25 protein-coding genes and 1 pseudogene are annotated in these 20,274 nt (G+C 73.3%); 16 read left to right on the top strand and 10 right to left on the bottom strand.

All coding sequences use genetic code 11. The features are described 5' to 3' along the window. Both BGP03_RS36130 and BGP03_RS30545 read left to right on the top strand, forming a co-directional pair. Positions 1-109 (top strand): annotated as a pseudogene (locus tag BGP03_RS36130) (superoxide dismutase, Ni); the annotation flags it as partial. An 80-nt stretch (positions 110-189) separates the two neighbouring features. Further along, positions 190-672: a DinB family protein gene (locus BGP03_RS30545; RefSeq protein ID WP_296367580.1), complete on the top strand. Its 483-nt coding sequence runs from the start codon at positions 190-192 to the stop codon at positions 670-672. 182 nt (positions 673-854) lie between these two features. Here BGP03_RS30545 and BGP03_RS30540 read toward each other — a convergent pair whose 3' ends face one another. Next, on the bottom strand, positions 855-1,220 hold the full coding sequence (locus tag BGP03_RS30540) for a metalloregulator ArsR/SmtB family transcription factor (RefSeq protein WP_296367578.1): 366 nt from the start codon (positions 1,218-1,220) through the stop codon (positions 855-857). Between the two features lie 20 nt (positions 1,221-1,240). Between BGP03_RS30540 and BGP03_RS30535 the strand changes: the two genes are divergently transcribed. From BGP03_RS30535 to BGP03_RS30520, 4 genes are read left to right on the top strand one after another with little or no spacing between them, the layout of a single operon-like run. After that, the gene (locus BGP03_RS30535; RefSeq protein ID WP_296367576.1) at positions 1,241-2,263 is read left to right on the top strand and encodes a cation diffusion facilitator family transporter; all 1,023 of its coding nucleotides are present in this window, start codon (positions 1,241-1,243) and stop codon (positions 2,261-2,263) included. A 44-nt stretch (positions 2,264-2,307) separates the two neighbouring features. Further along, the gene (locus tag BGP03_RS30530) at positions 2,308-2,580 is read left to right on the top strand and encodes a hypothetical protein (RefSeq protein ID WP_296367574.1); all 273 of its coding nucleotides are present in this window, start codon (positions 2,308-2,310) and stop codon (positions 2,578-2,580) included. Positions 2,581-2,616: 36 nt separating this feature from the next. After that, positions 2,617-3,213, top strand: coding sequence for an acid phosphatase (locus BGP03_RS30525; RefSeq protein WP_296367572.1), 597 nt, complete (start codon positions 2,617-2,619; stop codon positions 3,211-3,213). Between the two features lie 11 nt (positions 3,214-3,224). Further along, entirely contained in the window at positions 3,225-3,707 is a 483-nt protein-coding gene (locus tag BGP03_RS30520) for a GNAT family N-acetyltransferase (protein WP_298796827.1), read from the top strand. A gap of 15 nt (positions 3,708-3,722) precedes the next feature. Here the strand turns inward: BGP03_RS30520 and BGP03_RS30515 are convergent, their stop codons facing one another. Beyond that, a complete protein-coding gene (locus BGP03_RS30515) occupies positions 3,723-4,148 on the bottom strand; it encodes a hypothetical protein (protein ID WP_296367567.1) in 426 nt (141 codons plus the stop codon). 545 nt (positions 4,149-4,693) lie between these two features. On the opposite strand from BGP03_RS30515, the gene BGP03_RS30510 reads away from it, so the two are divergent. Continuing rightward, complete coding sequence (locus tag BGP03_RS30510; RefSeq protein WP_075950692.1) at positions 4,694-4,945, top strand: WhiB family transcriptional regulator; 252 nt, start codon at positions 4,694-4,696, stop codon at positions 4,943-4,945. A gap of 206 nt (positions 4,946-5,151) precedes the next feature. On the opposite strand, the gene BGP03_RS30505 is transcribed toward BGP03_RS30510, so the two are convergent. The 3 genes from BGP03_RS30505 to BGP03_RS30495 form a co-directional block, all read right to left on the bottom strand. Next, positions 5,152-6,642: a PAS domain-containing sensor histidine kinase gene (locus BGP03_RS30505; RefSeq protein WP_296367561.1), complete on the bottom strand. Its 1,491-nt coding sequence runs from the start codon at positions 6,640-6,642 to the stop codon at positions 5,152-5,154. Between the two features lie 224 nt (positions 6,643-6,866). Beyond that, positions 6,867-7,211: a mycothiol system anti-sigma-R factor gene (gene rsrA, locus BGP03_RS30500; protein WP_296367559.1), complete on the bottom strand. Its 345-nt coding sequence runs from the start codon at positions 7,209-7,211 to the stop codon at positions 6,867-6,869. Beyond that, positions 7,208-7,828 (bottom strand): sigma-70 family RNA polymerase sigma factor, encoded by a 621-nt coding sequence (locus BGP03_RS30495; RefSeq protein ID WP_296367966.1) that lies wholly within the window; start codon positions 7,826-7,828, stop codon positions 7,208-7,210. The genes rsrA and BGP03_RS30495 overlap by 4 nt, the downstream gene beginning before the upstream one ends. Positions 7,829-8,116: 288 nt before the next feature. Here BGP03_RS30495 and ybaK point away from each other — a divergent pair, with 288 nt between their 5' ends. After that, positions 8,117-8,593 carry a Cys-tRNA(Pro) deacylase gene (gene ybaK, locus BGP03_RS30490; RefSeq protein WP_296367557.1) on the top strand — a complete coding sequence of 159 codons (477 nt, stop codon included), beginning with the start codon at positions 8,117-8,119 and terminating at the stop codon, positions 8,591-8,593. A 93-nt stretch (positions 8,594-8,686) separates the two neighbouring features. Here the strand turns inward: ybaK and BGP03_RS30485 are convergent, their stop codons facing one another. Continuing rightward, on the bottom strand, positions 8,687-9,274 hold the full coding sequence (locus BGP03_RS30485) for an alpha/beta family hydrolase (RefSeq protein ID WP_296367555.1): 588 nt from the start codon (positions 9,272-9,274) through the stop codon (positions 8,687-8,689). A 43-nt stretch (positions 9,275-9,317) separates the two neighbouring features. Beyond that, positions 9,318-10,103, bottom strand: coding sequence for an SOS response-associated peptidase (locus tag BGP03_RS30480; protein WP_298796921.1), 786 nt, complete (start codon positions 10,101-10,103; stop codon positions 9,318-9,320). A gap of 223 nt (positions 10,104-10,326) precedes the next feature. On the opposite strand from BGP03_RS30480, the gene BGP03_RS30475 reads away from it, so the two are divergent. Genes BGP03_RS30475 through BGP03_RS30455 form a run of 5 tightly spaced genes read left to right on the top strand, consistent with a single transcriptional unit; the run spans position 10,327 to position 14,149 of the window. Then, positions 10,327-10,461 (top strand): hypothetical protein, encoded by a 135-nt coding sequence (locus BGP03_RS30475; RefSeq protein ID WP_296367553.1) that lies wholly within the window; start codon positions 10,327-10,329, stop codon positions 10,459-10,461. A 25-nt stretch (positions 10,462-10,486) separates the two neighbouring features. Beyond that, positions 10,487-11,743, top strand: a complete 1,257-nt coding sequence (gene aroA / locus BGP03_RS30470; protein ID WP_296367551.1) for a 3-phosphoshikimate 1-carboxyvinyltransferase — start codon at positions 10,487-10,489, stop codon at positions 11,741-11,743. Continuing rightward, positions 11,740-12,738 carry a ribosome small subunit-dependent GTPase A gene (rsgA, locus tag BGP03_RS30465; RefSeq protein WP_296367549.1) on the top strand — a complete coding sequence of 333 codons (999 nt, stop codon included), beginning with the start codon at positions 11,740-11,742 and terminating at the stop codon, positions 12,736-12,738. Before aroA ends, rsgA begins: the two co-directional genes overlap by 4 nt. Positions 12,739-12,783: 45 nt before the next feature. After that, on the top strand, positions 12,784-13,587 hold the full coding sequence (locus BGP03_RS30460; protein WP_296367547.1) for a hypothetical protein: 804 nt from the start codon (positions 12,784-12,786) through the stop codon (positions 13,585-13,587). A gap of 28 nt (positions 13,588-13,615) precedes the next feature. Next, on the top strand, positions 13,616-14,149 hold the full coding sequence (locus tag BGP03_RS30455; protein ID WP_299738397.1) for a DUF1707 domain-containing protein: 534 nt from the start codon (positions 13,616-13,618) through the stop codon (positions 14,147-14,149). Here the strand turns inward: BGP03_RS30455 and BGP03_RS30450 are convergent. After that, positions 14,107-15,000, bottom strand: a complete 894-nt coding sequence (locus BGP03_RS30450; protein ID WP_299738395.1) for a phosphotransferase — start codon at positions 14,998-15,000, stop codon at positions 14,107-14,109. The genes BGP03_RS30455 and BGP03_RS30450 overlap by 43 nt on opposite strands. A 47-nt stretch (positions 15,001-15,047) precedes the next feature. Between BGP03_RS30450 and BGP03_RS30445 the strand changes: the two genes are divergently transcribed. Then, positions 15,048-16,253 carry an FAD-binding domain-containing protein gene (locus BGP03_RS30445; protein WP_298796820.1) on the top strand — a complete coding sequence of 402 codons (1,206 nt, stop codon included), beginning with the start codon at positions 15,048-15,050 and terminating at the stop codon, positions 16,251-16,253. 43 nt (positions 16,254-16,296) lie between these two features. Here BGP03_RS30445 and BGP03_RS30440 read toward each other — a convergent pair whose 3' ends face one another. Together BGP03_RS30440 and BGP03_RS30435 are read right to left on the bottom strand one after the other, a co-directional pair. Further along, positions 16,297-16,803 carry a hypothetical protein gene (locus BGP03_RS30440; protein ID WP_296367538.1) on the bottom strand — a complete coding sequence of 169 codons (507 nt, stop codon included), beginning with the start codon at positions 16,801-16,803 and terminating at the stop codon, positions 16,297-16,299. 3 nt (positions 16,804-16,806) lie between these two features. Further along, positions 16,807-18,216, bottom strand: coding sequence for a wax ester/triacylglycerol synthase family O-acyltransferase (locus tag BGP03_RS30435; RefSeq protein ID WP_296367535.1), 1,410 nt, complete (start codon positions 18,214-18,216; stop codon positions 16,807-16,809). A 22-nt stretch (positions 18,217-18,238) separates the two neighbouring features. On the opposite strand from BGP03_RS30435, the gene BGP03_RS30430 reads away from it, so the two are divergent. Together BGP03_RS30430 and BGP03_RS30425 are read left to right on the top strand one after the other, a co-directional pair. Beyond that, positions 18,239-18,997: an RNA methyltransferase gene (locus tag BGP03_RS30430; RefSeq protein ID WP_298796818.1), complete on the top strand. Its 759-nt coding sequence runs from the start codon at positions 18,239-18,241 to the stop codon at positions 18,995-18,997. A gap of 43 nt (positions 18,998-19,040) precedes the next feature. Beyond that, on the top strand, positions 19,041-20,261 hold the full coding sequence (locus tag BGP03_RS30425) for an alpha-hydroxy acid oxidase (protein ID WP_296367532.1): 1,221 nt from the start codon (positions 19,041-19,043) through the stop codon (positions 20,259-20,261). Positions 20,262-20,274: the final 13 nt, after the last annotated feature.

Genomic DNA, 20,274 nt, shown 5'->3' with positions numbered 1-20,274 from the left:
GGGTGCCAGTGGCACCAAGGGTTCGAACGACCCGAAGACGGGCGAGGAGCTCCTCGGCCTGATCGCCCAGATCGACAAGATCTTCTGGGAGACCAAGCAGGCTGCCTGATCCAGGCCCTGACTGCGGCGCTGACCAGCGGGAGAACCTCCCGTGGGTCAGCGTCGCTTCTCGTTGCGAGGGAGACGCCGATGGGCTCGTTCGACGTGGGGCTGGACGACGAGCGCGCGCAGCTCGACGCGTTCGTCGAGGAGTACCGCAGTGCCCTCGAGGCCACCCTCCACCAGCTCACCGAGGAGCAGGCCCGTCGCCGCCTCGTCCCCTCCGCGACGACGCTGCTCGGCCTGCTCAAGCACGTCACGTGGATGCAGCGGGTGTGGTTCGAGGAGTGCGTCGGTGGCACGCCGCGCCGGGAGCTCGGCCTGGCGACCACCCCGGACGAGTCCTTCCGGCTCTCCGACGACGACACCGTCGCCTCGGTCACGGCGGCCCACCGCGCGGCGTGCGCGACGGCCCGGACGACGGTCGCCGAACTGCCGCTGGACGCCGTCGTGACCGGCCACCGGGCGGGGCCACGCACGCTGCGCTGGGTGTACCTGCAGGTCCTGCGCGAGCTGGCCCACCACTGCGGGCACGCCGACATCCTGCGCGAGCAGGTCACGGGCGCCGGCTGACCACCCGACCGTTCGCGAGGGACCGCGATCCCCGTTCGGCGGGTGGTCGCCCTCGGAGTGCGGCCCCCTCGATCAGCGCCGCCACCCCCGCGCCCTGACCGGGCCTGGTCGCGCTCCTGCGGAAGGTCGCGTGCACGGGTACCCCTTCCCGACCCGGCCGTTCCCGCCGGCGGCCGAGCGGGTCAGTCGTGCTCCGGAACCCCGCCGACGACGTGCCCGGCCGCCTCCAGCGCCTCGGCGAGCAGCCGGCGGACGTGGCCACCCCGGGCCCGGTAGACCGCCCGGCGGCCGTCACGGCGGGTGGCCACCAGCCCGGCGAGCCGCAGCTTCGCCAGGTGCTGCGACACGGCGGGCCGGGCGGCGCCGACGGCCTCCGCCAGGTCCGTCACGTCGTACTCGGCGCCGCACAGCAGCCACAGCAGCCGCAGCCGGGTGGGGTCGGCGAGCATCCGGAACGACTCGACGGCGGCCTCGACGTACTCGTCGGGAGGCAGCTCGTCCCACCGCAGCGTGTTCTCGGCGACACCGCTATTGTCGTGTGCGTACATGAGCACGTATTGTGCCGGGCATGAGCACAGCAGCGCAAACCGGTCACGGGCACGGCCACGGACACGGCCACGAGCACGCGCCCCGCCGGACGTGGCTGGACAGCCTCCGCCACGTCGTCACCCCGCACAGCCACGACGCCGCGGACCGCGTGGACTCCACGATGGAGGCCTCGTCCGACGGCATGCGCGCGCTGTGGATCTCGCTGGCCGTGCTGGGCGTGACGGCCGCGTTCCAGGCGGTCGTGGCGGTGATGTCGGGGTCGGTGGCCCTGCTCTCGGACACCCTGCACAACGTCGCCGACGCCCTGACCGCCGTACCCGTCGGCATCGCGTTCTGGCTGGGCCGCCGCCCGGCCACCCGCCGCTACACCTACGGCTACGGCCGCGCGGAGGACGTCGCCGGCGTCGTGGTGGTGCTGGTCATCCTCGCCTCGGCGGTCTACGCCGGGTACGAGTCGATCCGCCGCCTGGCCGAGCCCACCGACGTCCGGTTCCTGTGGGCCGTGGCCGCGGCCGGGCTGGTCGGCGCGGTCGGCAACGAGATCGCCGCCCAGGTGCGGCTGCGCACCGGCCGGCGCATCGGCTCGGCCGCGCTGGTCGCCGACGGCCTGCACGCCCGCACCGACGCCATCACCTCCGCCGCGGTGCTGCTGAGCGCCGGTGGCGCGGCACTGGGCTGGCGCTGGGCGGACCCGGTGGTCGGCCTGGCCATCACCGCGGCCATCGCCACCGTCACCTGGGGCGCGGCCAAGCAGGTGCTCGCGCGCCTGATGGACGCTGTGGACCCGGAACTGGTGGCGCAGGCCACCGACGCTCTGGCGCACGTGGACGGCGTCGTCGCGGTCGACCGGGTGCGGCTGCGCTGGATCGGCCACGCCCTGCGCGCCGAGGTGGACCTGTCGGTGCCCGCCGGCGTCACGATCGAGGACGCCCACCGCACCGCGCACGCCGCCGAGCACGAGCTCACCCACGCCGTGCCGCGCCTGACCGCGGCCACGGTGCACGCGCACCCGGCTCAGTCCCCGGCCACCACCGGCCGGTAGCCGACGTCGAGCTCCGGGAGGTCGACGAGGTCGACGAGGACGGCGTGGCGCCGGGCCCATGCCCCGGACTCCAGATCGGCCGCGAGCTGCGCGACGGCCCGCTCGACGAGGGCCGGGCGGCTCCGACGGGCCGCTGCACGATCGTCACCGCGGATGGCTCCACCACCGGCACCGTCGCGGCCGGCGGCTCGCAGGAGCCCGCGCCCGCCCCGACGTGGAGCACCGTGGTGGCGTCGCCGATGGCCTGCCGGATCGCCGCGGCGATCCGCGGGTCGGGCCGCCGGACCGAGCGGCAGCCGGGCCCGATCGTCTCGTAGACCGGTTCCATCCCCCGGACACTAAGGTCGAGTGCTGTGTCCAACAGCCGAGTTTTCCTGCTGCGCCACGGCGAGACGGAGTGGTCGCTGTCCGGCCGCCACACGGGCAGCACCGACATCCCCCTCACCGACCGGGGACGCGGGTTGGCCAAGGCCGCGGGTGACCTGCTGGTGCGGCTGCGCGGCGACACCCCGCCCGTCCTGGTCCTGAGCAGCCCGCGCAGCCGTGCCCGCGACACCGCGGAGCTGGCCGGCCTGCACGTCGACCGCATCGACGAGCGCCTCGCCGAATGGGACTACGGCGACTACGAGGGCATCACCACCGAGACGATCCGCGAGACCGTGCCCGGCTGGACGGTGTGGACCCACCCGTGCCCGAACGGCGAGACCGCCGAGCAGGTCACCGCCCGCGCCGACTCCGTGCTCGCCGACGCCCGCGCCGCCACGACCGGCGGTGACGTCGTGCTGGTCGGGCACGGACAGTTCAGCCGGGTGCTGGCGGCGCGCTGGATCGGCCTGCCCGCCTCGGGCGGCGTCCACTTCGCGATGGACGCCCCGTCGTTCGCGGTGCTGGGCGAGGAGCGGGGCGTGCCGCAGCTGGTGCACGTCAACCTGCGGGCCCTGTCCTCGTGAACCCTGTGTTCGTGGACCCCACCATCCGGGACGTCGCGGCCGACGACGTCGCGGCCGTCGTCGGGCTCGTCCGCGAGCTCGCCGAGTACGAGCGGGAGCCGGCGTCCTGCCACCTCACCGACGAGCAGCTCCACGCGGCCCTCTTCGGACCCGCACCGGCCCTGTTCGGCCACGTCGCCACCGTCGACGGCGAGGTGGTCGGCTGTGCGTTGTGGTTCCGCAACTTCTCCACCTGGCGCGGGGTGCACGGGATCTACCTCGAGGACCTCTACGTCCGCCCCGAGCACCGCGGGCGCGGCCTCGGCCGGGGCCTGCTGGCGCAGCTGGCCTCGGTGTGCCGTGAACGGGGCTACGCCCGCCTGGAGTGGTCGGTGCTGGACTGGAACGCGCCGTCGATCGCCTTCTACCGCTCGATCGGCGCCGTCCCCATGGACGAGTGGACCACCTTCCGCCTCGACGGCGACGCCCTTCGTGACCTCGACCGGCAGAAGTAGGGGCAGGCGCTCGGGCTAGCGGGACCGGCCCTCCAGGTCCATGGACCACATCCTGGACGGCTCACTGATCAGCAGCAGGAACGTGGTGATCACGTAGCCGCCGGCGACGATGCCCAGCAGCAGCTGCTGCGACGGGCCGATCAGCGCGTAGACCACCGGCAGCAGCAGCAGCTGGGTGACGATGGCGGGCGTGCGCGCCACACGGCGCCCCGCGACCAGTCCGACGCCCACGCCGAGCAGCGCGAGGCCGATGAGCACGAAGAAGGCGGTCTCGCCCAGCACGGCGGGAGCCGACAGGGACAGTTCACCCGCCTGCACGCCGATCGCCACGGCGAACCCGATCGCCGCCAGGGCCTGCACCGCCACCAGCACGCCGGCGATCCGCACCTGACGCGGCGTCTCCCGCTCGACCATCACGACCTCCAGGATAGGCCTGGTCACGCGGCCGGAATGTCCGGCGCCGACCCGCCGTTGCACCCTCCGGGCACGTCGTGGCGCCACAGAACAGCACTTCGGGCCGTGACCACGGCGCTACGCGTCGTCGTACCAGACCCGCAGCTCGTCGCACCTGGGCCCCTTCCGTCACTCGGGCGAGTGACAGATCGTGTCCATTCACCGATGGGCGCGGACCGTCGGGCCGATAAGGGGTCGCACCAGGTCAGACAGTGGCCCAAGGTAGGTCAGGCGGAACGAACGACCGCGGGAGCCCCGGGAAACCGGAGCTGGCCGCATGGTCCGTCGGGAGATCGGGTAACCGATCCCCCGTGGGCGGTTCGAGGTTGATTGTTCACCACAGCGAGACACGATGAGTAACCGATCGTGGCTACACTCGTTGCGGTGAGTAGGTGAGTTGGGTAACTAACCCACCCGATCAGCCCTCGACCCTTGAAGATCGAGCGCGCTCGTGAAACTATTCACAAGCGCGGAAACACCGTGACAGACGATCGGCGCGACCCCGATCGCGCAAGTACGAGGAGCAGAGCAACATGGACTGGCGTCACCGCGCTATCTGCCGCGACGAGGACCCCGAGCTGTTTTTCCCTGTGGGAACCAGCGGTCCGGCGTTGCTGCAGATCGCCGAAGCCAAGACCGTATGCCGGCGCTGCCCCGTGGTCACCGAGTGCCTCACGTGGGCACTGGAGAGCGGCCAGGACGCAGGCGTCTGGGGCGGCATGAGCGAGGACGAGCGGCGTGCACTCAAGCGCCGCAACGCACGTACGCGTGCACGGACCGCCTGATCTGAGCACCACCGAGATTCTCAGTAGCACCGAGATGTAGTACCGCGAGCATGAAGTAGTACACACTCTCCCCCACCGAGGGCCCGAAACCGGACACGACCCGGTTCCGGGCCCTCGGTCGTTCCACCGGGCGCACACGGGAGCAGCTCCGGCGGGGAGTCGGGACTCCTCGTTGCGACCAGGAGATCTCGACCACGAACAACAGGTTAACGCCCCCTCAGGGAGAGCCTGATAACGGCCTCCGTACCACCTCCGGGGCGGGCCCGCACCTGCAGAGCGGAGTCCAGCTCCGAGTCGAGCAGGGTGCGCACGATCTGCAGCCCCAACCCGTCTGACGTGGCCAGATCGAACCCCGGCGGCAGGCCGTGGCCGTCGTCGGCCACCACCACGTCCAGTGCCCCGGCCGACCGGGTGGCCGACACCACCACCTCGCCGGCCGTGCCGGGGTCGAAGGCGTGCGCCAGGGCGTTGTGCACGAGCTCGGTGAGCACCAGCACCAGCGGCGTGGCCAGCGCGGCCGGCAGCGTGCCGAAGCTGCCCTCGCGCCGGACCTTGGCCCGCACCTCGGCCGTGGCGCCGTCGCCGATGGCGGGCAGCACCTTGTCCACCAGCTCGTCGAGGTCCACGCGCTCGGCCACCGACACCGACAGCGTCTCGTGTACCAGAGCGATGGAGTTCACGCGGCGCACGCTCTCCGCCAGCGCCCGCCGGGCCTCCGGGATCGCCGTACGGCGGGCCTGCAGGCGCAGCAGCGCGGCCACGGTCTGCAGGTTGTTCTTCACGCGGTGGTGGATCTCGCGGATGGTGGCGTCCTTGCTCAACAGCGCCATGTCGCGCCGGCGCAGGTCGGTGACGTCCCGGACGAGCACCAGGGCGCCCGCCGCGTCACCCCGGGGGCGCAGCGGCAGGGCCCGCACCAGCATCACGGCCCCGCGGGCCCGCACCTCCATCCGCAGCGAGTTGCGTCCGTCCAGCGCGGCGGCGATCCGGGCCGCCACCTCGGCGGCGTCGAACGGGTCGTGGACGAGCTCCCGGGTGGACTGGGCGAGCGAGACGCCGATGAGGTCGGCCGCGAGCCCCATGCGGTGGTACGCCGAGATCGCGTTGGGGCTGGCGTAGGCCACCAGGCCCAGCGCGTCGAGCCGGATGAGACCGTCACCCGCTCGTGGGCTCGTATCGGCCCCCACGACCGACGCACGGGCCGGGAAGGTGCTGTCGGCCACCATCTGGCACAGGTCCGATGCGCAGCCGAGGTAGGCGATCTCCAACGGGCTCGGCACCCGCGGCATGGCCAGGTTGGTGTCGCGCGACAGCACGGCGACCACGGAGCCGCCGTGGCGCACCGGGATGGTCTCCGAGCGCACCGGCACCTCCAGGTGCCAGCGGGGGTTCTCCTCCCGGCAGATGCGGCCCTCGACGATGGCGCGCCGCAGCTGGGGGTTCTCCGTGGCCGTGACGCGGGCCGCCACGATGTCCTCGGGATGAGCGGTCGGGCCGGTCGTCGGACGGGCCTGGGCGACGCAGAGGAACTCGCTGTCGGCCCCCACATCGGCGCTGCCGAGCGGGATCCAGAGCAGGAAGTCGGCGAAGGACATGTCCGCCAGCAACTGCCACTCGGCGACCACGCGTTGCAGGTGTTCGACGGCGTCGCCGGACAGCTGCGTGTGCTCGGCCAGCAGCTCACTCAAGGTGGACACGTCTGAACCGGCCTCCCGCTCCCCCGCGCTCGTAGATCCCATCCAACCACGTGGGACCATTGGCCCCAGACGAGCGATCTGGAGGAGGTAAGCATGTCGAAGCGTGCACGCAAGCGTCGCGACCGCGGCAAGAAGGGCGCCAACCACGGCAAGAAGCCCAACACGTGAGAACGAAGAAGCCCGGTGGAGAATCTCCACCGGGCTTCTTGCTGTTCGGGGTGTGCTCAGCCGCGCTGCTCGATGCGCGTGGAGCGGACCTCCACGGTCGTGGTGGTGGTGCCCTCGGGGCTCGTGGCCACCGTGACGTCGGCCTGCTCCAGCACGGCCACGCGGATCTGCTGGCGCAGCTTGTCCTTGAGGCCGGTCGGGGCGTGCTCGCCGCCGCACTTGGTGGCCAGCAGCTTCTTCAGCTTCTCCTCGAGCCCGTACTCGGCGAGGCAGGGCTGGCACTCGTCGAGGTGCTGGGCGAGCAGGGCCCGGCGGCTCTCGTTGCACTCCTGGTCGAGGAACAGCCACACCTCGGCCAGCACCTCGGAGCAGTTCGTGTCGTGGTGGTCGCCGCAGCTCATGAGGTGACCTCCTCCTGTGCCTTGTCGCCGCGCAGGCCCTGCTCCCCACGAAGGAAGCCACGGTCCCGGGCGGTATCGGTGAGCATGTCGCGCAGCTGGCGACGGCCCCGGTGCAGCCGTGACATCACGGTGCCGATCGGGGTGCCCATGATCTCGGCGATCTCCTTGTAGGCGAAGCCCTCGACGTCGGCGAGGTAGACCGCCATCCGGAAGTCGTCGGGCAGCGCCTGCAGCGCCGACTTCACGTCGTTGTCGGGCAGCAGGTCCAGCGCCTCGACCTCGGCCGAGCGCAGACCGCGCGACGTGTGCTCGGAGGCCTGGGCCTCCTGCCAGTCGGTGATCTCGTCGGCGGAGGACTGCAACGGCTGACGCTGCTTCTTGCGGTAGCCGTTGATGTAGGTGTTGGTGAGGATGCGGTAGAGCCAGGCCTTGAGGTTGGTGCCCGCGCGGAAGGTCCGGAAGGCCGAGTAGGCCTTGAGGAACGTCTCCTGCACGAGGTCCTCGGCGTCGGCCGGGTTGCGCGTCATCCGCAGGGCGGCGCCGTAGAGCTGGTCGAGGAGCGGCATGGCGTCGCGTTCGAAACGCGCGGCCCGCTCCTCGGTGGTCTCCTGCTCCATGTCGACCGGTGCGTCGACCTGCGCCTCGTCGGCGGTGGTTGCTGCCGCGGATTCGGCCGCCTGCTCGGTGCCGGGCACCGTGCTCCTCTCGCGCCGGATCGCGCCGGGCGCGACCTGGGGGACGGTCACCGCTGCGGCAACCGGATGACGGGGCGAGCGTACGCGCTCCGTCCTGGTCCGGCTCGTCGGCCGCGTGTCCCTCACCGGAACCGGGGCCTCCATCACTGCGTACGTCACGTTGGTGTCCAACACGGACCTCCGTCGGGTGATTCCCTTAGGGTCCGTGACGTGGCAGGCAAAGGCACACCGGCGACCGCGCTGCTGGCCAGGGCGAAGGTCGAGCACCGCACCCACGTCTACGAGCACGACGGGGGCGCCGCCTACGGACCGGAGGCGGCGGAGATCCTCGGGCTCGACCCGTCCCAGGTGTTCAAGACGCTCGTCGCCGAGGTGGACGGGACGCTCACCGTCGGCGTCGTGCCGGTGTCGGCGATGCTGGACCTGAAGGCGCTCGCCGCCGCGGTCGGGGGCAAGCGGGCGAAGATGGCCGACGTGGCCGCCGCCGAGCGGGCCACCGGCTACGTGGCCGGCGGCATCTCGCCGCTGGGCCAGCGCAAACGCCTCCCCACGGTGCTCGACGCGTCGGCCGAGGCGCTCACGACGATGTACTGCAGCGGCGGGCGACGCGGCCTGGAGGTGGAGCTCTCCCCCGCCGACCTGGCCCGTCTCACCGGCGCGACCTTCGCCCCCATCGCCACGTCGTGAACCCCGCGAGTCGGGGTCTGCGTGCGATCGAGTCGGGGTCTGCGTGCGCACCCACGGCGCGACTCGGTCGCACGGACACCCCGACTCGCGGGGTTACGGGAGTGTTCGGAGCCAGGTTCCGACGGCGGCGCGGAGGCCGGGGGCGTCGGACTTGAGCGAGTGGTCGCCCCGCAGCAGCACCAGGTCGCGACCGGAGGCCTGCGGCGGCACGCCGAAGGGGTCGCGTTCGCCCTGCACCACCAGCACCGGCACGGTCGGGGCGGCCAGTTCGTGGAGGCGGTCCTTCCCGGGCTTGCCGGGCGGGTGGACGGGGAAGGCCAGGCACAGCACGCCGATCGCCCCGCAGGCGGTGGCGTTGCGGCAGGCCACCCGCGCTCCGGAGCTGCGCCCGCCGACGACCAACGGCAGGTCGTGGCCCACGTGCTCGACGACCGCCAGCCACGCCGTGTCGAGCTGTCCCGCCGGGGCGGGGGCGCGGCGGCCGGCGACGCGGTAGGGCTGCTCGACGAGCGCGACCGACACCCCGGCGTCCAGGGCGGCGGCCGTGGCCGCGACGAGATCGGGCGCCGTGATGCCGCCGCCTGCCCCGTGCCCGAGCAGCAGCAGGGCGCGCGGGGCGGCCGCGTCGTACCGGGTGACGCGGGCCGGCCCGTGCGGCGTCGCGACCTCCTCGACCGTCACGCCGCCCCCTCCGCCTCATGGACACACGGGGCCGGGGCGATGGTCACCGGGGGTTGGGCCCGGCCAGCAGGTCGAGCTGCAGCGGCTCGGCCACGTCCTCGGCGGCCAGCTCGTCCAGCAGCTCCGGGCCGTTGTTGCGCACGCTGTTGACCAGCGCCGACACCGGCCGCAGCTCCATGGTGGCCACCAGCTCCGCCGACGGCGGCACGATCAGGTCCGTGACCGAGTCGCTGCCGGCGTCGGGGTCGAGCCACCGGTCCCACGCCGACGGTGGCAGCACGAGCGGCATCCGGTCGTGCACCTGGGCGAGCGGGCCCACCGCGGCGGTGGTCAGCACGCACGCGGTGACCAGGCCGTCGGGGTAGAGGTTCCCGGGGTCGTCCTTCGGCTTCCAGAACTCCCACAGCCCGGCCATCGCGAGCGACGACCCGTCGGCGTAGTGGGTGTAGTAGGGCTGCTTGTGCTCGGGACCGCGCTGCCACTCGTACCAGCCGTCGGCCGGGAGCAGGCAGCGCCGGGCCTGCAGCGCCTTGCGGAACGAGGGCTTCTCCGCCGCCGACTCCGACCGGGCGTTGATCATGCGGGCGCCGGCCTTCGGGTCCTTCGACCACGACGGCACGAGCCCCCAGCGCACGACGCGCAGGCTGCGCTCGGTGGTGTCGGGGTCGGGCGTGCCCTCGGCGTCGCGGGGGTGGCGCTGGACGACGGCCACCACGTTCTTGGTGGGGGCGACGTTGTAGTCGGGCTCGACCCCCTCGGTGGCGTCGACGGCGCGGAACTCGTCGGCCAGGTCCGCGGGGGCCTTGATGGAGGCGTAGCGACCGCACATGAGGTCCATGCTCCCAGCTGTCGCGAACCGCCACCGGACGGGCCGGTGGCGGTTCTACCCTCATCTGCATGACGACCCCGGGAGGAGATCGAGGCCCGCGCCAGCCGGCTGGAGCAGGACGTCGCCGACCTCCGGCAGAAGCTGGCCGGGTCCGGCACCGGTGCGGCAGCGGTTCGTGTGCTGGCCAGCGGCCGACCGTGATGTCTCCGAGGTCAGATCCGAGTTGCGGGCACATACGCGCACGCTCAACGCGCTCCGCGAGACCCAGGCCGAGTTCGGCCGGCGCCTTGGCGGTGTCGAGATGCGATCCGGCGTGGCCCAGATCGTCGCGCTGCTCGGCGGTGCGCCCCCGGCCTGACCGGGGATGGGGGATCATGTCTCCCGTGACCTCCTCCTGGCCCGCGCCGCTCGCCTCCGGCCCCGTCCACGGTCGGGTGGCCGTGCCCGGCTCCAAGTCCGTCACCAACCGCGCGCTGCTGCTCGCCGCCCTCTCCGGCGGCCCCGCGTCCGTCTCCGGGGCACCCGCCACCCGCGACACCGCCCTGATGGTGGGCGCGCTGCGGTCGCTCGGCGTCCCCATCGAGGTGGACGGCGAGCACGTCACCGTCGCCGCGTACGACCGGCTGCACGGCGGCACCGTCGACTGCGGCCTCGCCGGCACCGTCATGCGCTTCGTCCCGCCGGCCGCCGCGCTGGCCGACGGCCCCGTCGCCTTCGACGGCGACCCCCACGCCCGCAACCGTCCGATGGGGACGGTGCTGGACGCGTTGCGGGCCCTGGGCGCGAGCATCGAGGGGGACGCACTGCCGTTCACCCTGCACGGCACCGGCGCGCTGAACGGCGGCGACGTGGTGATCGACGCGTCGGCGTCGTCGCAGTTCGTGTCCGGGCTTCTTCTTTCCGCTGCCCGGTTCGAGAAGGGCGTCACCGTCCACCACGACGGCAAGCCGGTCCCGTCGCTGCCCCACATCGAGATGACCGTGGACATGCTGCGCACCGCGGGCGTGGACGTCGACGACAGCGAGGCCAACACGTGGCGGGTGGCGCCGGGTCCGATCCGCCCGCGGGACTGGGCGGTGGAGCCCGACCTCTCCAACGCGGCGGTCTTCCTCGCCGCGGCCGCCGTCACCGGCGGACGGGTCACCGTCGCCGGGTGGCCCGCCGGGTCGACGCAGCCCGGCGTCGAGGTGCTGTCGGTGCTCGCGCAGTTCGGCGCGACCGTGGACGCATCCGACGGCGGCATGACCGTCACCGGCCCCGACCGGCTCGACGGGGTGGACGTCGACCTGCACGACGCCAGCGAGCTCACGCCGACGATCGCCGCGGTCGCCGCGCTGGCCTCGGGCCCGTCGCGGATCCGCGGCGTCGCGCACATCCGCGGGCACGAGACCGACCGGCTCGCCGCGCTGGTCGCCGAGATCAACCGGCTCGGCGGCGACGCCTCCGAGACCGAGGACGGCCTGCTGATCCGGCCGGCCGCAATGCACGGCGGGCTGTGGGGCGCCTACGCCGACCACCGGATGGCCACGGCGGGCGCGCTCATCGGGCTCGTGGTGCCGGATGTCGAGATCGACGACATCGGGTGCACCGACAAGACCATCCCCGACTTCCCCGGACGGTGGGCAGGGCTCGTGTCTTGAGCAAGAGGGAGTACGACGAGTCCGACGTCCGGATCCGACCCGGACGGCGCAGCGCCCGCCCGCGCACCAAGACCCGCCCCGACCACGCCGACGCGGCCGTCGCGATGGTCACCACCGTGGACCGCGGCCGCTGGACCTGCGCCCCGGACGGTGACGCGACCCGTCCGCCGGTCACGGCCATGCGGGCCCGTGAGCTGGGCCGCACCCCGATCGTCGTGGGTGATCGGGTGGGCATCGTCGGGGACCTGTCCGGTGCCGTCGACACGATCGCGCGGATCGTCCGCCGCGAGGAGCGCGCCACGGTGCTGCGCCGCACCGCCGACGACGACGACCCGTTCGAGCGCGTGGTGGTGGCCAACGCCGAGCAACTCGTGATCGTCACGGCCGTGGCCGATCCGGAGCCGCGCACCGGGTTCGTGGACCGCTGCCTCGTCGCCGCCTACGCGGGCGGGCTCGCGCCGGTGCTGTGCCTGACGAAGTCCGACCTCGCCGATCCCGAGGAGTTCGCCGCCCAGTACCGCGAGCTCGACATCCCGGTGCTCGTCACGCGCCGCGACGAGTGGCCGGAAGCCCTGGCGAACCAGCTGGCCGGGCGGGTCTCGGCACTCGTCGGGCACTCGGGGGTCGGCAAGTCGACGCTCGTCAACCTGCTGCTGCCCGACGCCGCCCGGGCCGTCGGCATCGTGTCGAACATCGGGAAGGGTCGGCACACCACCACCGCCGCGCTCGCCCTGCCGCTGCCCGAGGCGCGGGGGGGCGGCTGGGTGGTGGACACCCCCGGCATCCGGTCGTTCGGCCTCAACCACGTCAAGGCCGACGACGTCCCCCGCGCCTTCGACGACCTCGCCGCCGCCATCGAGGACTGCCCGCGGGGATGCGGCCACCTCGGACCGCCCGCCGATCCCGAGTGCGCGCTCGACGTTCTCGTGGAGAAGGCGTTACTCCGGCCCGGCCGGCTCGTTGCGCTCAGGCGGGTCCTGGTAGCTCTGCGGTGACGTTGCGCTGCCCTGTCGCCGCTGCGGACCCGTGGAGGCTCCCTGATGAGGTACGGCAGACACGTCATTGCACTGGTGGTGCTCCTGGCTGCGGTGACGGCGTGTTCGAGCGCGCCGGTCCCGACCGCGGCCCCGGCGCGCTTCAGCACGATCGCCGACCTGGTCGCGGCCGTGGCCCAGCGTCAGCGCACCGACCAGACGGCCCGGCTGAGCCTGCGCGGTGACATCACGGGCAACGCCACCCTGCAGTTCACCGGCGAGGGCGTGCTGCGGGTCCTCACCAACGCGGTGTCGGTGCAGTTCACCCAGGTGGTCACCCAGAAGGGGGTGGCGCCCCAGGAGACCAGCTACATCGTGCTGCCCGACGCCGCCTACCTGCGGCTCCCGCCTCCGAAGGGGCAGATCGCGGCCAGGCAGCCGTGGGTGCGCGTCGATCCCACCAGCACCGATCCGGCTGCCAAGGGCCTGGCGGCGCTGGCCACGACGCTCACGGAGAGCGCCGACCCCACGCGCACGCTCAGCCGCTACGCCGACGCCACGCAGATCTCCGGGGCCACCGCCGACACGATCGACGGGGACCCGGCCGTCCGCTACGCGATCGTCGTCGACCTGACGAAGGCCGCCGCCCAGGAGACCGACCCGGCGCTGAAGGCCCAGCTCGAGCAGCAGGTGCGCGGGGGGCTGGCCACCGTCACCTCGACGCTCTGGGTCGACGCGCAGGACCGGCCCGTCCGCAGCGCGGTGCGGCAGAACCTCCCCGGGATCGGCACGCTGTCCATCACGGGGAGCTACCGCGACTGGGGACAGCCCGTCGAGATCGACGCGCCGCCCGCCGCACAGGTGCGCTGACCTCGTCCGAGTGGCAGGCTGCCGTTCCATGAGCGAGGGGACAGGCAGCGGCTCGATGCGCGTCGGTACCAGCGAGCGCAACTCCGCGATGAAGGCGCTCGACGCCCATCTGGAGGCGGGCCGGCTCGGGGTGGAGGAGTACGGCGAGCGGTCGGCGAAGGCCGCGAACGCCACGGTCGCGTCGGAGCTGACGGAGCTGTTCACCGATCTGCCCGCCCCGCACCCGGCGATCGGCGCCACCGCGCCGCTGCCGGCCGTACCCCCGCCGACCCGGGCGATGCCCGTGGTGGGCGAGCCGGGGGCGGTGGCGAACCGGGGCAACGCCTTCCTGGACGTCGCGGCGCCGCGGATCATGGCCGTGATGCCCTTCGTGGCGCTCGCGCTGTTCTTCACCGTGGGCGGGTGGTGGTGGTTCCTCCTGATCCCCGCCGCGGGAGCGCTGTTCTACGGCAGCCGCCACGATGGCGGTGACGACGGCGGCGACGACGGCGGCGACGACCGCGCCCGCGACGACCGTCGTCAGGACCGGCGGGACCGGCGGGGCCGGCGCCGCGCCCGCTGAGCTCGGCCCAGCAGCGCGGCCAGCCGCTCGTCGGCCGCCTGCCGGTACCGCGCGGGGAACTGCCGCGCCATCACCTGCAGCCAGACCGCCCCTTCCAGCTCCCGCGCCGCGCGGAACGGGGCGAGATCGGCCACCACCAGGCCGGTGCGGGCGCGGTAGGCCTCGATCGCGACGGGATCGTCGAGGACCGCGAGATCCCATTCGGGCGGTCCGAGGGACGTCTCCTCCAGATCCACCCAGAACCAGCCGTTACCGCTGCGGAGCAGGTTGCCCGCGTGCGCGTCCCCGTGCAGGACGACGGGAGCGGAGCCGGCGCCGTCCAGGTCGGCGAGCACCCGCTGGTGGTGGGCGCGCAGCGCCCCGGTGGTGGCGGCCGGCAGCCAGGCGGCGGCCGTCCGGAGGGCATCGCCCACCTGCTCGTGCGCGGGGGCCAGCCAGGGCAGCTCCCCCGGGTAGTCCGCGGTGGCCGCGTGCAGGGCCGCGAGGGCCTCCCCCAGCTCGCGTCCCTCCGCGCGGCCGGGTGTGCCCGCGCGGAACTCCATCAGCCCGACGACCAGCCCGTCCGCGTCGTGCGGGCCGGGATCCACGAGCGTGGTCGGCTGCGCCACCGGCCCTCCCCGGGACGCCGCCCAGGCCGACACCCCGATCTCCCGGGCGACCCACGCGGCGGGATCGGCACGGGTCGCCGCGGTCAGCGTCACCGCCCGGGCCAGCACCGGGGCCGGGGCGAGGTGCACCAGGAGGTTCCCGCGCGACGAGAGCACGCGCAGGTCGTCGACGGGCAACCCCAGCCGCCGTCCCAGCCGCGCCACCGAGGTGAGCCCGGCGCGCGTCACGTCCCCGATGTCCACGGGCCGATCATCGCGCGCATCGACCCGCCAGCCCACAGACTTGACCGGTGCTGCTCCCCACCCCCACCCCCGACGACGCGGCCGGCTGGGTCCGGACCCACCTGCGCGACCTCTGCTGCGACGACCCGACGCCCTCGCCGTCGTTCCGGGGTGGGCAGACCACCGCCGACGCCGCGCTCGCCGGCCTCGACCTCACCGGCTACGCCGCGCGTCGCAACGAGGTGCTGCCGCCGTCGCGGCGCGGCGCCACGCGGCTGTCCCCGTACATCCGCCACGGCCTGATCGACCTGCCCACCGCCTGGGCCGCGGCCGCCGATGCGCCCACCCGCGACCGCACGAAATTCCGCGACGAGCTGGCCTGGCAGGAGTACGCGCGGCACCTCTACGCGCGGCTGGGCCGCCGCACGGCGTCGGCGCTGCGGCAGGCTCCGGCCCGGCCCGCGCGCTCCTGGGACGAGCCGTGGCCCGCGTCGATGAACTGCGTCGCCGCGTGCGTCGAGGAACTGGAGACCGACGGCTGGCTGGTCAACCAGACGCGGATGTGGATGTCCTCGCAGTGGACGGTGCGCGCCGGCGCCGAGTGGACCGCGGGCGAGGACCGGTTCTTCACCCACCTGCTCGACGGCTCCCGCGCGGCCAACCGGCTCGGCTGGCAGTGGACGATCGGCGCGGGCACCGGCAAGCCCTACGGCTTCTCCCGGTGGCAGGTGGAGAAGCGGGCGCCGCAGCTGTGCCGGGGCTGCGCGCTGGCCGACGCGTGCCCGATCGAGGACTGGCCGTCCTCAGGAACCACGGCCCTCGACGATCCCGAGCCGCTGCTGCGCCACGATCCTGATCCCGAGTCGCCCGGTGGGCCCCGCACCCCGCTGCGGCTCGCCGAGCCCGAGGCGGTCTGGCTGACCGCCGAGTCGCTCGGTGACGCCGACCCGGCGCTGGCCGCGCACCCGGACCTGCCCGCCGTCTTCGTGTTCGACGAGCCGCTGCTCGCGCGGCTGCGGCTGTCGGGCAAGCGGCTGGTGTTCCTGGCCGAGACGCTCGCCGATCTGGCGACGCGCCGGACCGTCGAGGTCCGGCGCGGCGAGGTGGCCGCGGAGCTGGAGGGCAGGTCGGCCGCCGTCACGTTCGCGCCGGTGCCCGGGTTCCGACGGCTGTCCGACGTGGTCTCACCTTCCGTGCTGCACCCGTGGCCGTGGCTCTACCGCCCCCACGCCGGGCCGGTCAGCTCCTACTCGGCATGGCGCCCGAGGTCGTGAGCGGATACCGGTGCGGGAACACCGTTATCCACGCACGGGCGGTTCAGCGCAGCTCCACCAGGAACGCGATCTCCGAGGGGTCGTACCAGGCCAGCTCGTGGTCCTCCGCCTCGCCGACGAGGAACTCCGCGTCCAGGTCGCCCATGTCGGCCGAGTCGATCGCGTCCGAGGCCTGGCGCACCGCGTACTCGGCCTCCTCCGTGTCGACGTGCACGGCCGCCACCTTCTCCAGCGGCACCGGGCCGGAGATGCGCACGGCGCCGTCGTCGAGATCGGGGCGCAGCGTGACGTCGTCGAGGTCGGCCGCGATCACGCACCGCCGCGCCGGGGTGCCGTCCTCGCCGAGGCCGAACTCCACCGACAGCAGCCGCAGTGACGCCCGCGCGGCCTCCGACAGCGCCGCGTACTCGAGCTCCTCCTCGTCACCGGAGGTGTAGGACTCGCGCAGCTTCGGCGTCAGCGAGAACGCGGTGCCGCCGATCGGGGACACCACCCCGTTCTTGACCAGCGTCCGCAACATCGGCCACGTGGCCGGCACATACACCCGCATCGATCAGCTCACCGTCTCCAGCAGTTCCTCGAGCGACTCGCCGACCAGCCCGGCCAGCACGTCGACGTCGGCCATCGCGTCGCGGTCGCCGTTGAAGCCGTAGTACACCCCACCGTTGTACGAGGTGAGGCCGATGGCGAGCGCCTGGCCCTTCGCCAGCGGCACCACCGGGAACATCTCGAGCATCCTGGCCCCGGCGGCGTAGAGCGGGAACTGCGGGCCCGGCACGTTCGTCACCACCAGGTTGAAGATCCGCTTGGAGATGCCGCTCGCGGCGCGGGCGCCCAGCGCGTGCAGGGTAGGAGGCGCGAAGCCGCCGATGCGGACCAGGGTGTCCGCGCCCACCGACTGCCCCGTCGAGGTGTGCTCGCGCATCGCGTGCGTGACGTGGTGCAGCCGCACCACCGGGCTCGGCTCCCCGACCGGGAGGTCGACCAGGAACGACGACACGCGGTTGCCGAGCGAGCCGGCCGTGGCGGAGCTGGGCACGTCGGCCTCGCCGCGCACCGACAGCGGCACCATCGCCCGCACCGACGACGACGCCGTGACGGCCTCACCGCGCGAGAGCAGCCAGTTGCGCAGCGCCCCGGCGACGACGCTGAGCACCACGTCGTTGACCGAGCAGCCGTGCGCGGCCCGGATCTTGCGGTAGTCCTCGAGCTCGGTGCGGGCGATCGCGAACCGGCGCTGCGTGGAGATGTCGACGTTGAGCGGCGAGCCGGGGGCCCGGCGGCTGGCCGTGCGGGCCATCGAGAACAGCTGACCCACCCCTCCGACGAGCTTGCCCACCGTGGCGACGGTGTCCCCGATGGCGACGCGGGTGTTGTCGATGATCTCCCCCGGCCGGGCCACCGCCTCGGCGACCGCGCCGAGCATGAGCTGGGCGTCGGTCGGCTCGGGGCGCGGCATCCACAGCTCCTCGGCCACCACGCGCGGATCGGCGGAGACGTCGAGGATCACCTGGCCGATGTCGATCGCGGAGATGCCGTCGACCATCGCCTGGTGGGTCTTGGTGAGCACCGCCGTGCGGCCCCGCGCGAGGCCCTCGACGAGGTACATCTCCCACAGCGGACGGGTGTGGTCGAGCGGCCGCGACATCAACCGGGCCACGAGCTCGGTGAGCTGGGCGTCGGAGCCCGGTTTGGGCAGCGCGGAGCGTCGCACGTGGTAGGCGACGTCGAACTCGGGATCGTCGACCCACACCGGCCGCGCCAGGTTGCCCGGCACGTGGCGGACCTTCTGGCGGTAACGGGGCACGAGCGCGATGCGCTGCTCGATGAGCTCGACGAGCCGGTCGTAGTCGAAACCGGCCTTCGGCCGTCGGAAGATCGACACGGCGCCGACGTGCATCGGCGTGGTCGGCTGCTCCAGGTAGAGGAACGAGGCGTCGAGGGCGGAGAGCCGAGGCGGCATAGGACGATCCTAGGCTTACCCCGTGTCCACCCCCCGATCGCCGAAAGACACCTTCATCACGGTCTACGGGCGCAAGCCCGTGCTGGAGGCGCTCGACGACACCTCGCTGCAGGTGGACAAGGTCATCCTCGCCGAGGACGTCCGCGGCGGGTCGGCCCGCGAGATCCTCGACTCGGCCCGGACCCGGGGAGTCCCGGTGCAGCGCGCCACCGCCCACCGCGTCAAGGTGCTGGCCGGAAACGGGCGTCACGACCAGGGCGTGCTCGCCGACGTCGTCGCGCCCCGGATGGCGCCGATCGCGGAGTTCCTCGACACGCTGGGCGCGAACGACCAGGTCGCGGTGCTGGTGCTCGACCGGCTCACCAACCCGTCGAACGTCGGGATGATCCTGCGCAGCGCCACCGCCGCGGGCCTCGACGGCGTTCTGCTCCCCCGCCGCGGCCTGCCGTCCATCGACCCGTTGATGATCAAGGCGTCGGCCGGCGTGGCGTTCCGGGCACCGGTGCTGCGTTCGGCCACCGTCGAGGAGGGCTGCGAGGCCCTGCACACCGCCGGTTTCACGATCTTCGGGCTCGACGCGGGCGGCGACTCCCTGCTCTCCGCGGAGCTCCCGAGGCGCGTCGCGCTGGTGCTCGGCAACGAGTCCGAGGGCCTCTCCGACTCGATCCGCCCCCACCTCGACGGCGTGCTGGCCATCCCCATGCACGGCGGCGTGGAGAGCCTGGGCGTGGCGAGCGCCGCAGCGGTGGCGGCGTTCGAACTGGCCCGCCGTCGCCCCTGACGCCCGCCCACCCCACGTGAGTGCGCCGTTCTAGGGTGGGGGCATGGTCCAGCGTCGGTTGCCTCGTCCGTCCGAGTTGCGGCCGCTGCTGCGGCCCGCTCCCTTCCTCCGCGACGCCACCGAGCGGCGGTTGCGGCGGGCCGCCACCATCGGGGACCTGCGGGCCATCGCCCGGCGGCGCACCCCACGGGCCGTCTTCGACTACACCGACGGGGCCGCCGACGGGGAGCTGTCGCTGAACCGGGCGCGGGCGGCGTTCGCGCGGGTGGAGTTCACGCCGTCGGTGCTGCACGACGTCTCGTCGGTGGACCTGGGCCGCGACATCCTCGGGCAGCGCTCCGCCCTGCCGTTCGCGTTCGGCCCCACCGGCTTCACGCGGATGATGCACACCGAGGGCGAACGGGCCGTGGCCGCCGTCGCGCAGGACGTCGGCATCCCGTACACGCTCTCGACGATGGGCACCACGACGATCGAGGCCGTCGCCGCGGCCGCGCCGGACGTGCGCAAGTGGTTCCAGCTCTATCTCTGGCGCGACCGCGCCTACGCCAAGGACCTCGTCCAGAGGGCGGCCGACGCCGGCTACGACACGATCATGCTGACCGTCGACACGCCGGTGGGCGGGGCCCGGCACCGCGACACCCGCAACGGGCTGACGATCCCGCCCGCGCTCTCGCTGAAGACGTTCGCCGACGGCGCGCTGCACCCGAACTGGTGGTTCGACCTGCTCACCACGGAGCCCCTGGAGTTCGCCAGCCTGACCTCCACCGGCGGCACGGTCAGCGACATGATCAACCGGGTGTTCGACCCCGCCCTGACCATGGCCGACGTCGACTGGCTGCGCGGCACGTGGGGCGGCAAGCTCGTGATCAAGGGCATCCAGAGCGTCGACGACGCCGAGCGCGTGGTGGCGGCGGGTGCCGACGCGGTGCTGCTGTCCAACCACGGCGGCCGCCAGCTCGACCGCGCCCCGGTGCCGTTGGAGCTGGTGGAACCCACCGTGCAGGCGCTGGGCGATCGCGCCGAGGTGTTCGTCGACACCGGCATCACCAACGGCGCCGACGTTCTCGCCGCCGTCGCCCTCGGCGCCCGCGCGGCCCTCGTGGGCCGCGCGTACCTCTACGGCCTGATGGCCGGCGGGCAGGCCGGGGTGGCCAAGGCCGTCGAGATCCTCACCGGTGAAATCCGTCGAACACTGCAGCTCATCGGGGTGAACAGTGTGGACGAACTACGCAGTTCGCACGTCCGCATTCGCTCGAACGGGTGAGCTCCCATTTGGC

The organism is Pseudonocardia sp. 73-21, assembly GCF_001899645.1.
GTDB lineage: Bacteria > Actinomycetota > Actinomycetes > Mycobacteriales > Pseudonocardiaceae > Pseudonocardia.
This window is presented reverse-complemented; position numbering and strand designations above follow the sequence as displayed.

Bases quoted from the DNA above. Each gene is read 5' to 3' on its own strand.
- BGP03_RS30510 (WP_075950692.1), top strand. From the start codon at position 4,694: ATGGACTGGCGTCACCGCGCTATCTGCCGCGACGAGGACCCCGAGCTG.
- BGP03_RS30535 (WP_296367576.1), top strand. From the start codon at position 1,241: ATGAGCACAGCAGCGCAAACCGGTCACGGGCACGGCCACGGACACGGC.
- BGP03_RS30480 (WP_298796921.1), bottom strand. From the start codon at position 10,103: ATGTGCGGTCGCTACGCCTCCATCAAGGCCCCCGCGGACCTGGCCGAC.
- BGP03_RS30545 (WP_296367580.1), top strand. From the start codon at position 190: ATGGGCTCGTTCGACGTGGGGCTGGACGACGAGCGCGCGCAGCTCGAC.
- BGP03_RS30440 (WP_296367538.1), bottom strand. From the start codon at position 16,803: ATGCGGGTGTATGTGCCGGCCACGTGGCCGATGTTGCGGACGCTGGTC.
- BGP03_RS30435 (WP_296367535.1), bottom strand. From the start codon at position 18,216: ATGCCGCCTCGGCTCTCCGCCCTCGACGCCTCGTTCCTCTACCTGGAG.
- BGP03_RS30425 (WP_296367532.1), top strand. From the start codon at position 19,041: ATGGTCCAGCGTCGGTTGCCTCGTCCGTCCGAGTTGCGGCCGCTGCTG.
- BGP03_RS30455 (WP_299738397.1), top strand. From the start codon at position 13,616: ATGAGCGAGGGGACAGGCAGCGGCTCGATGCGCGTCGGTACCAGCGAG.
- BGP03_RS30540 (WP_296367578.1), bottom strand. From the start codon at position 1,220: ATGTACGCACACGACAATAGCGGTGTCGCCGAGAACACGCTGCGGTGG.
- BGP03_RS30495 (WP_296367966.1), bottom strand. From the start codon at position 7,828: ATGGAGCAGGAGACCACCGAGGAGCGGGCCGCGCGTTTCGAACGCGAC.
- BGP03_RS30460 (WP_296367547.1), top strand. From the start codon at position 12,784: ATGAGGTACGGCAGACACGTCATTGCACTGGTGGTGCTCCTGGCTGCG.
- rsrA (WP_296367559.1), bottom strand. From the start codon at position 7,211: ATGAGCTGCGGCGACCACCACGACACGAACTGCTCCGAGGTGCTGGCC.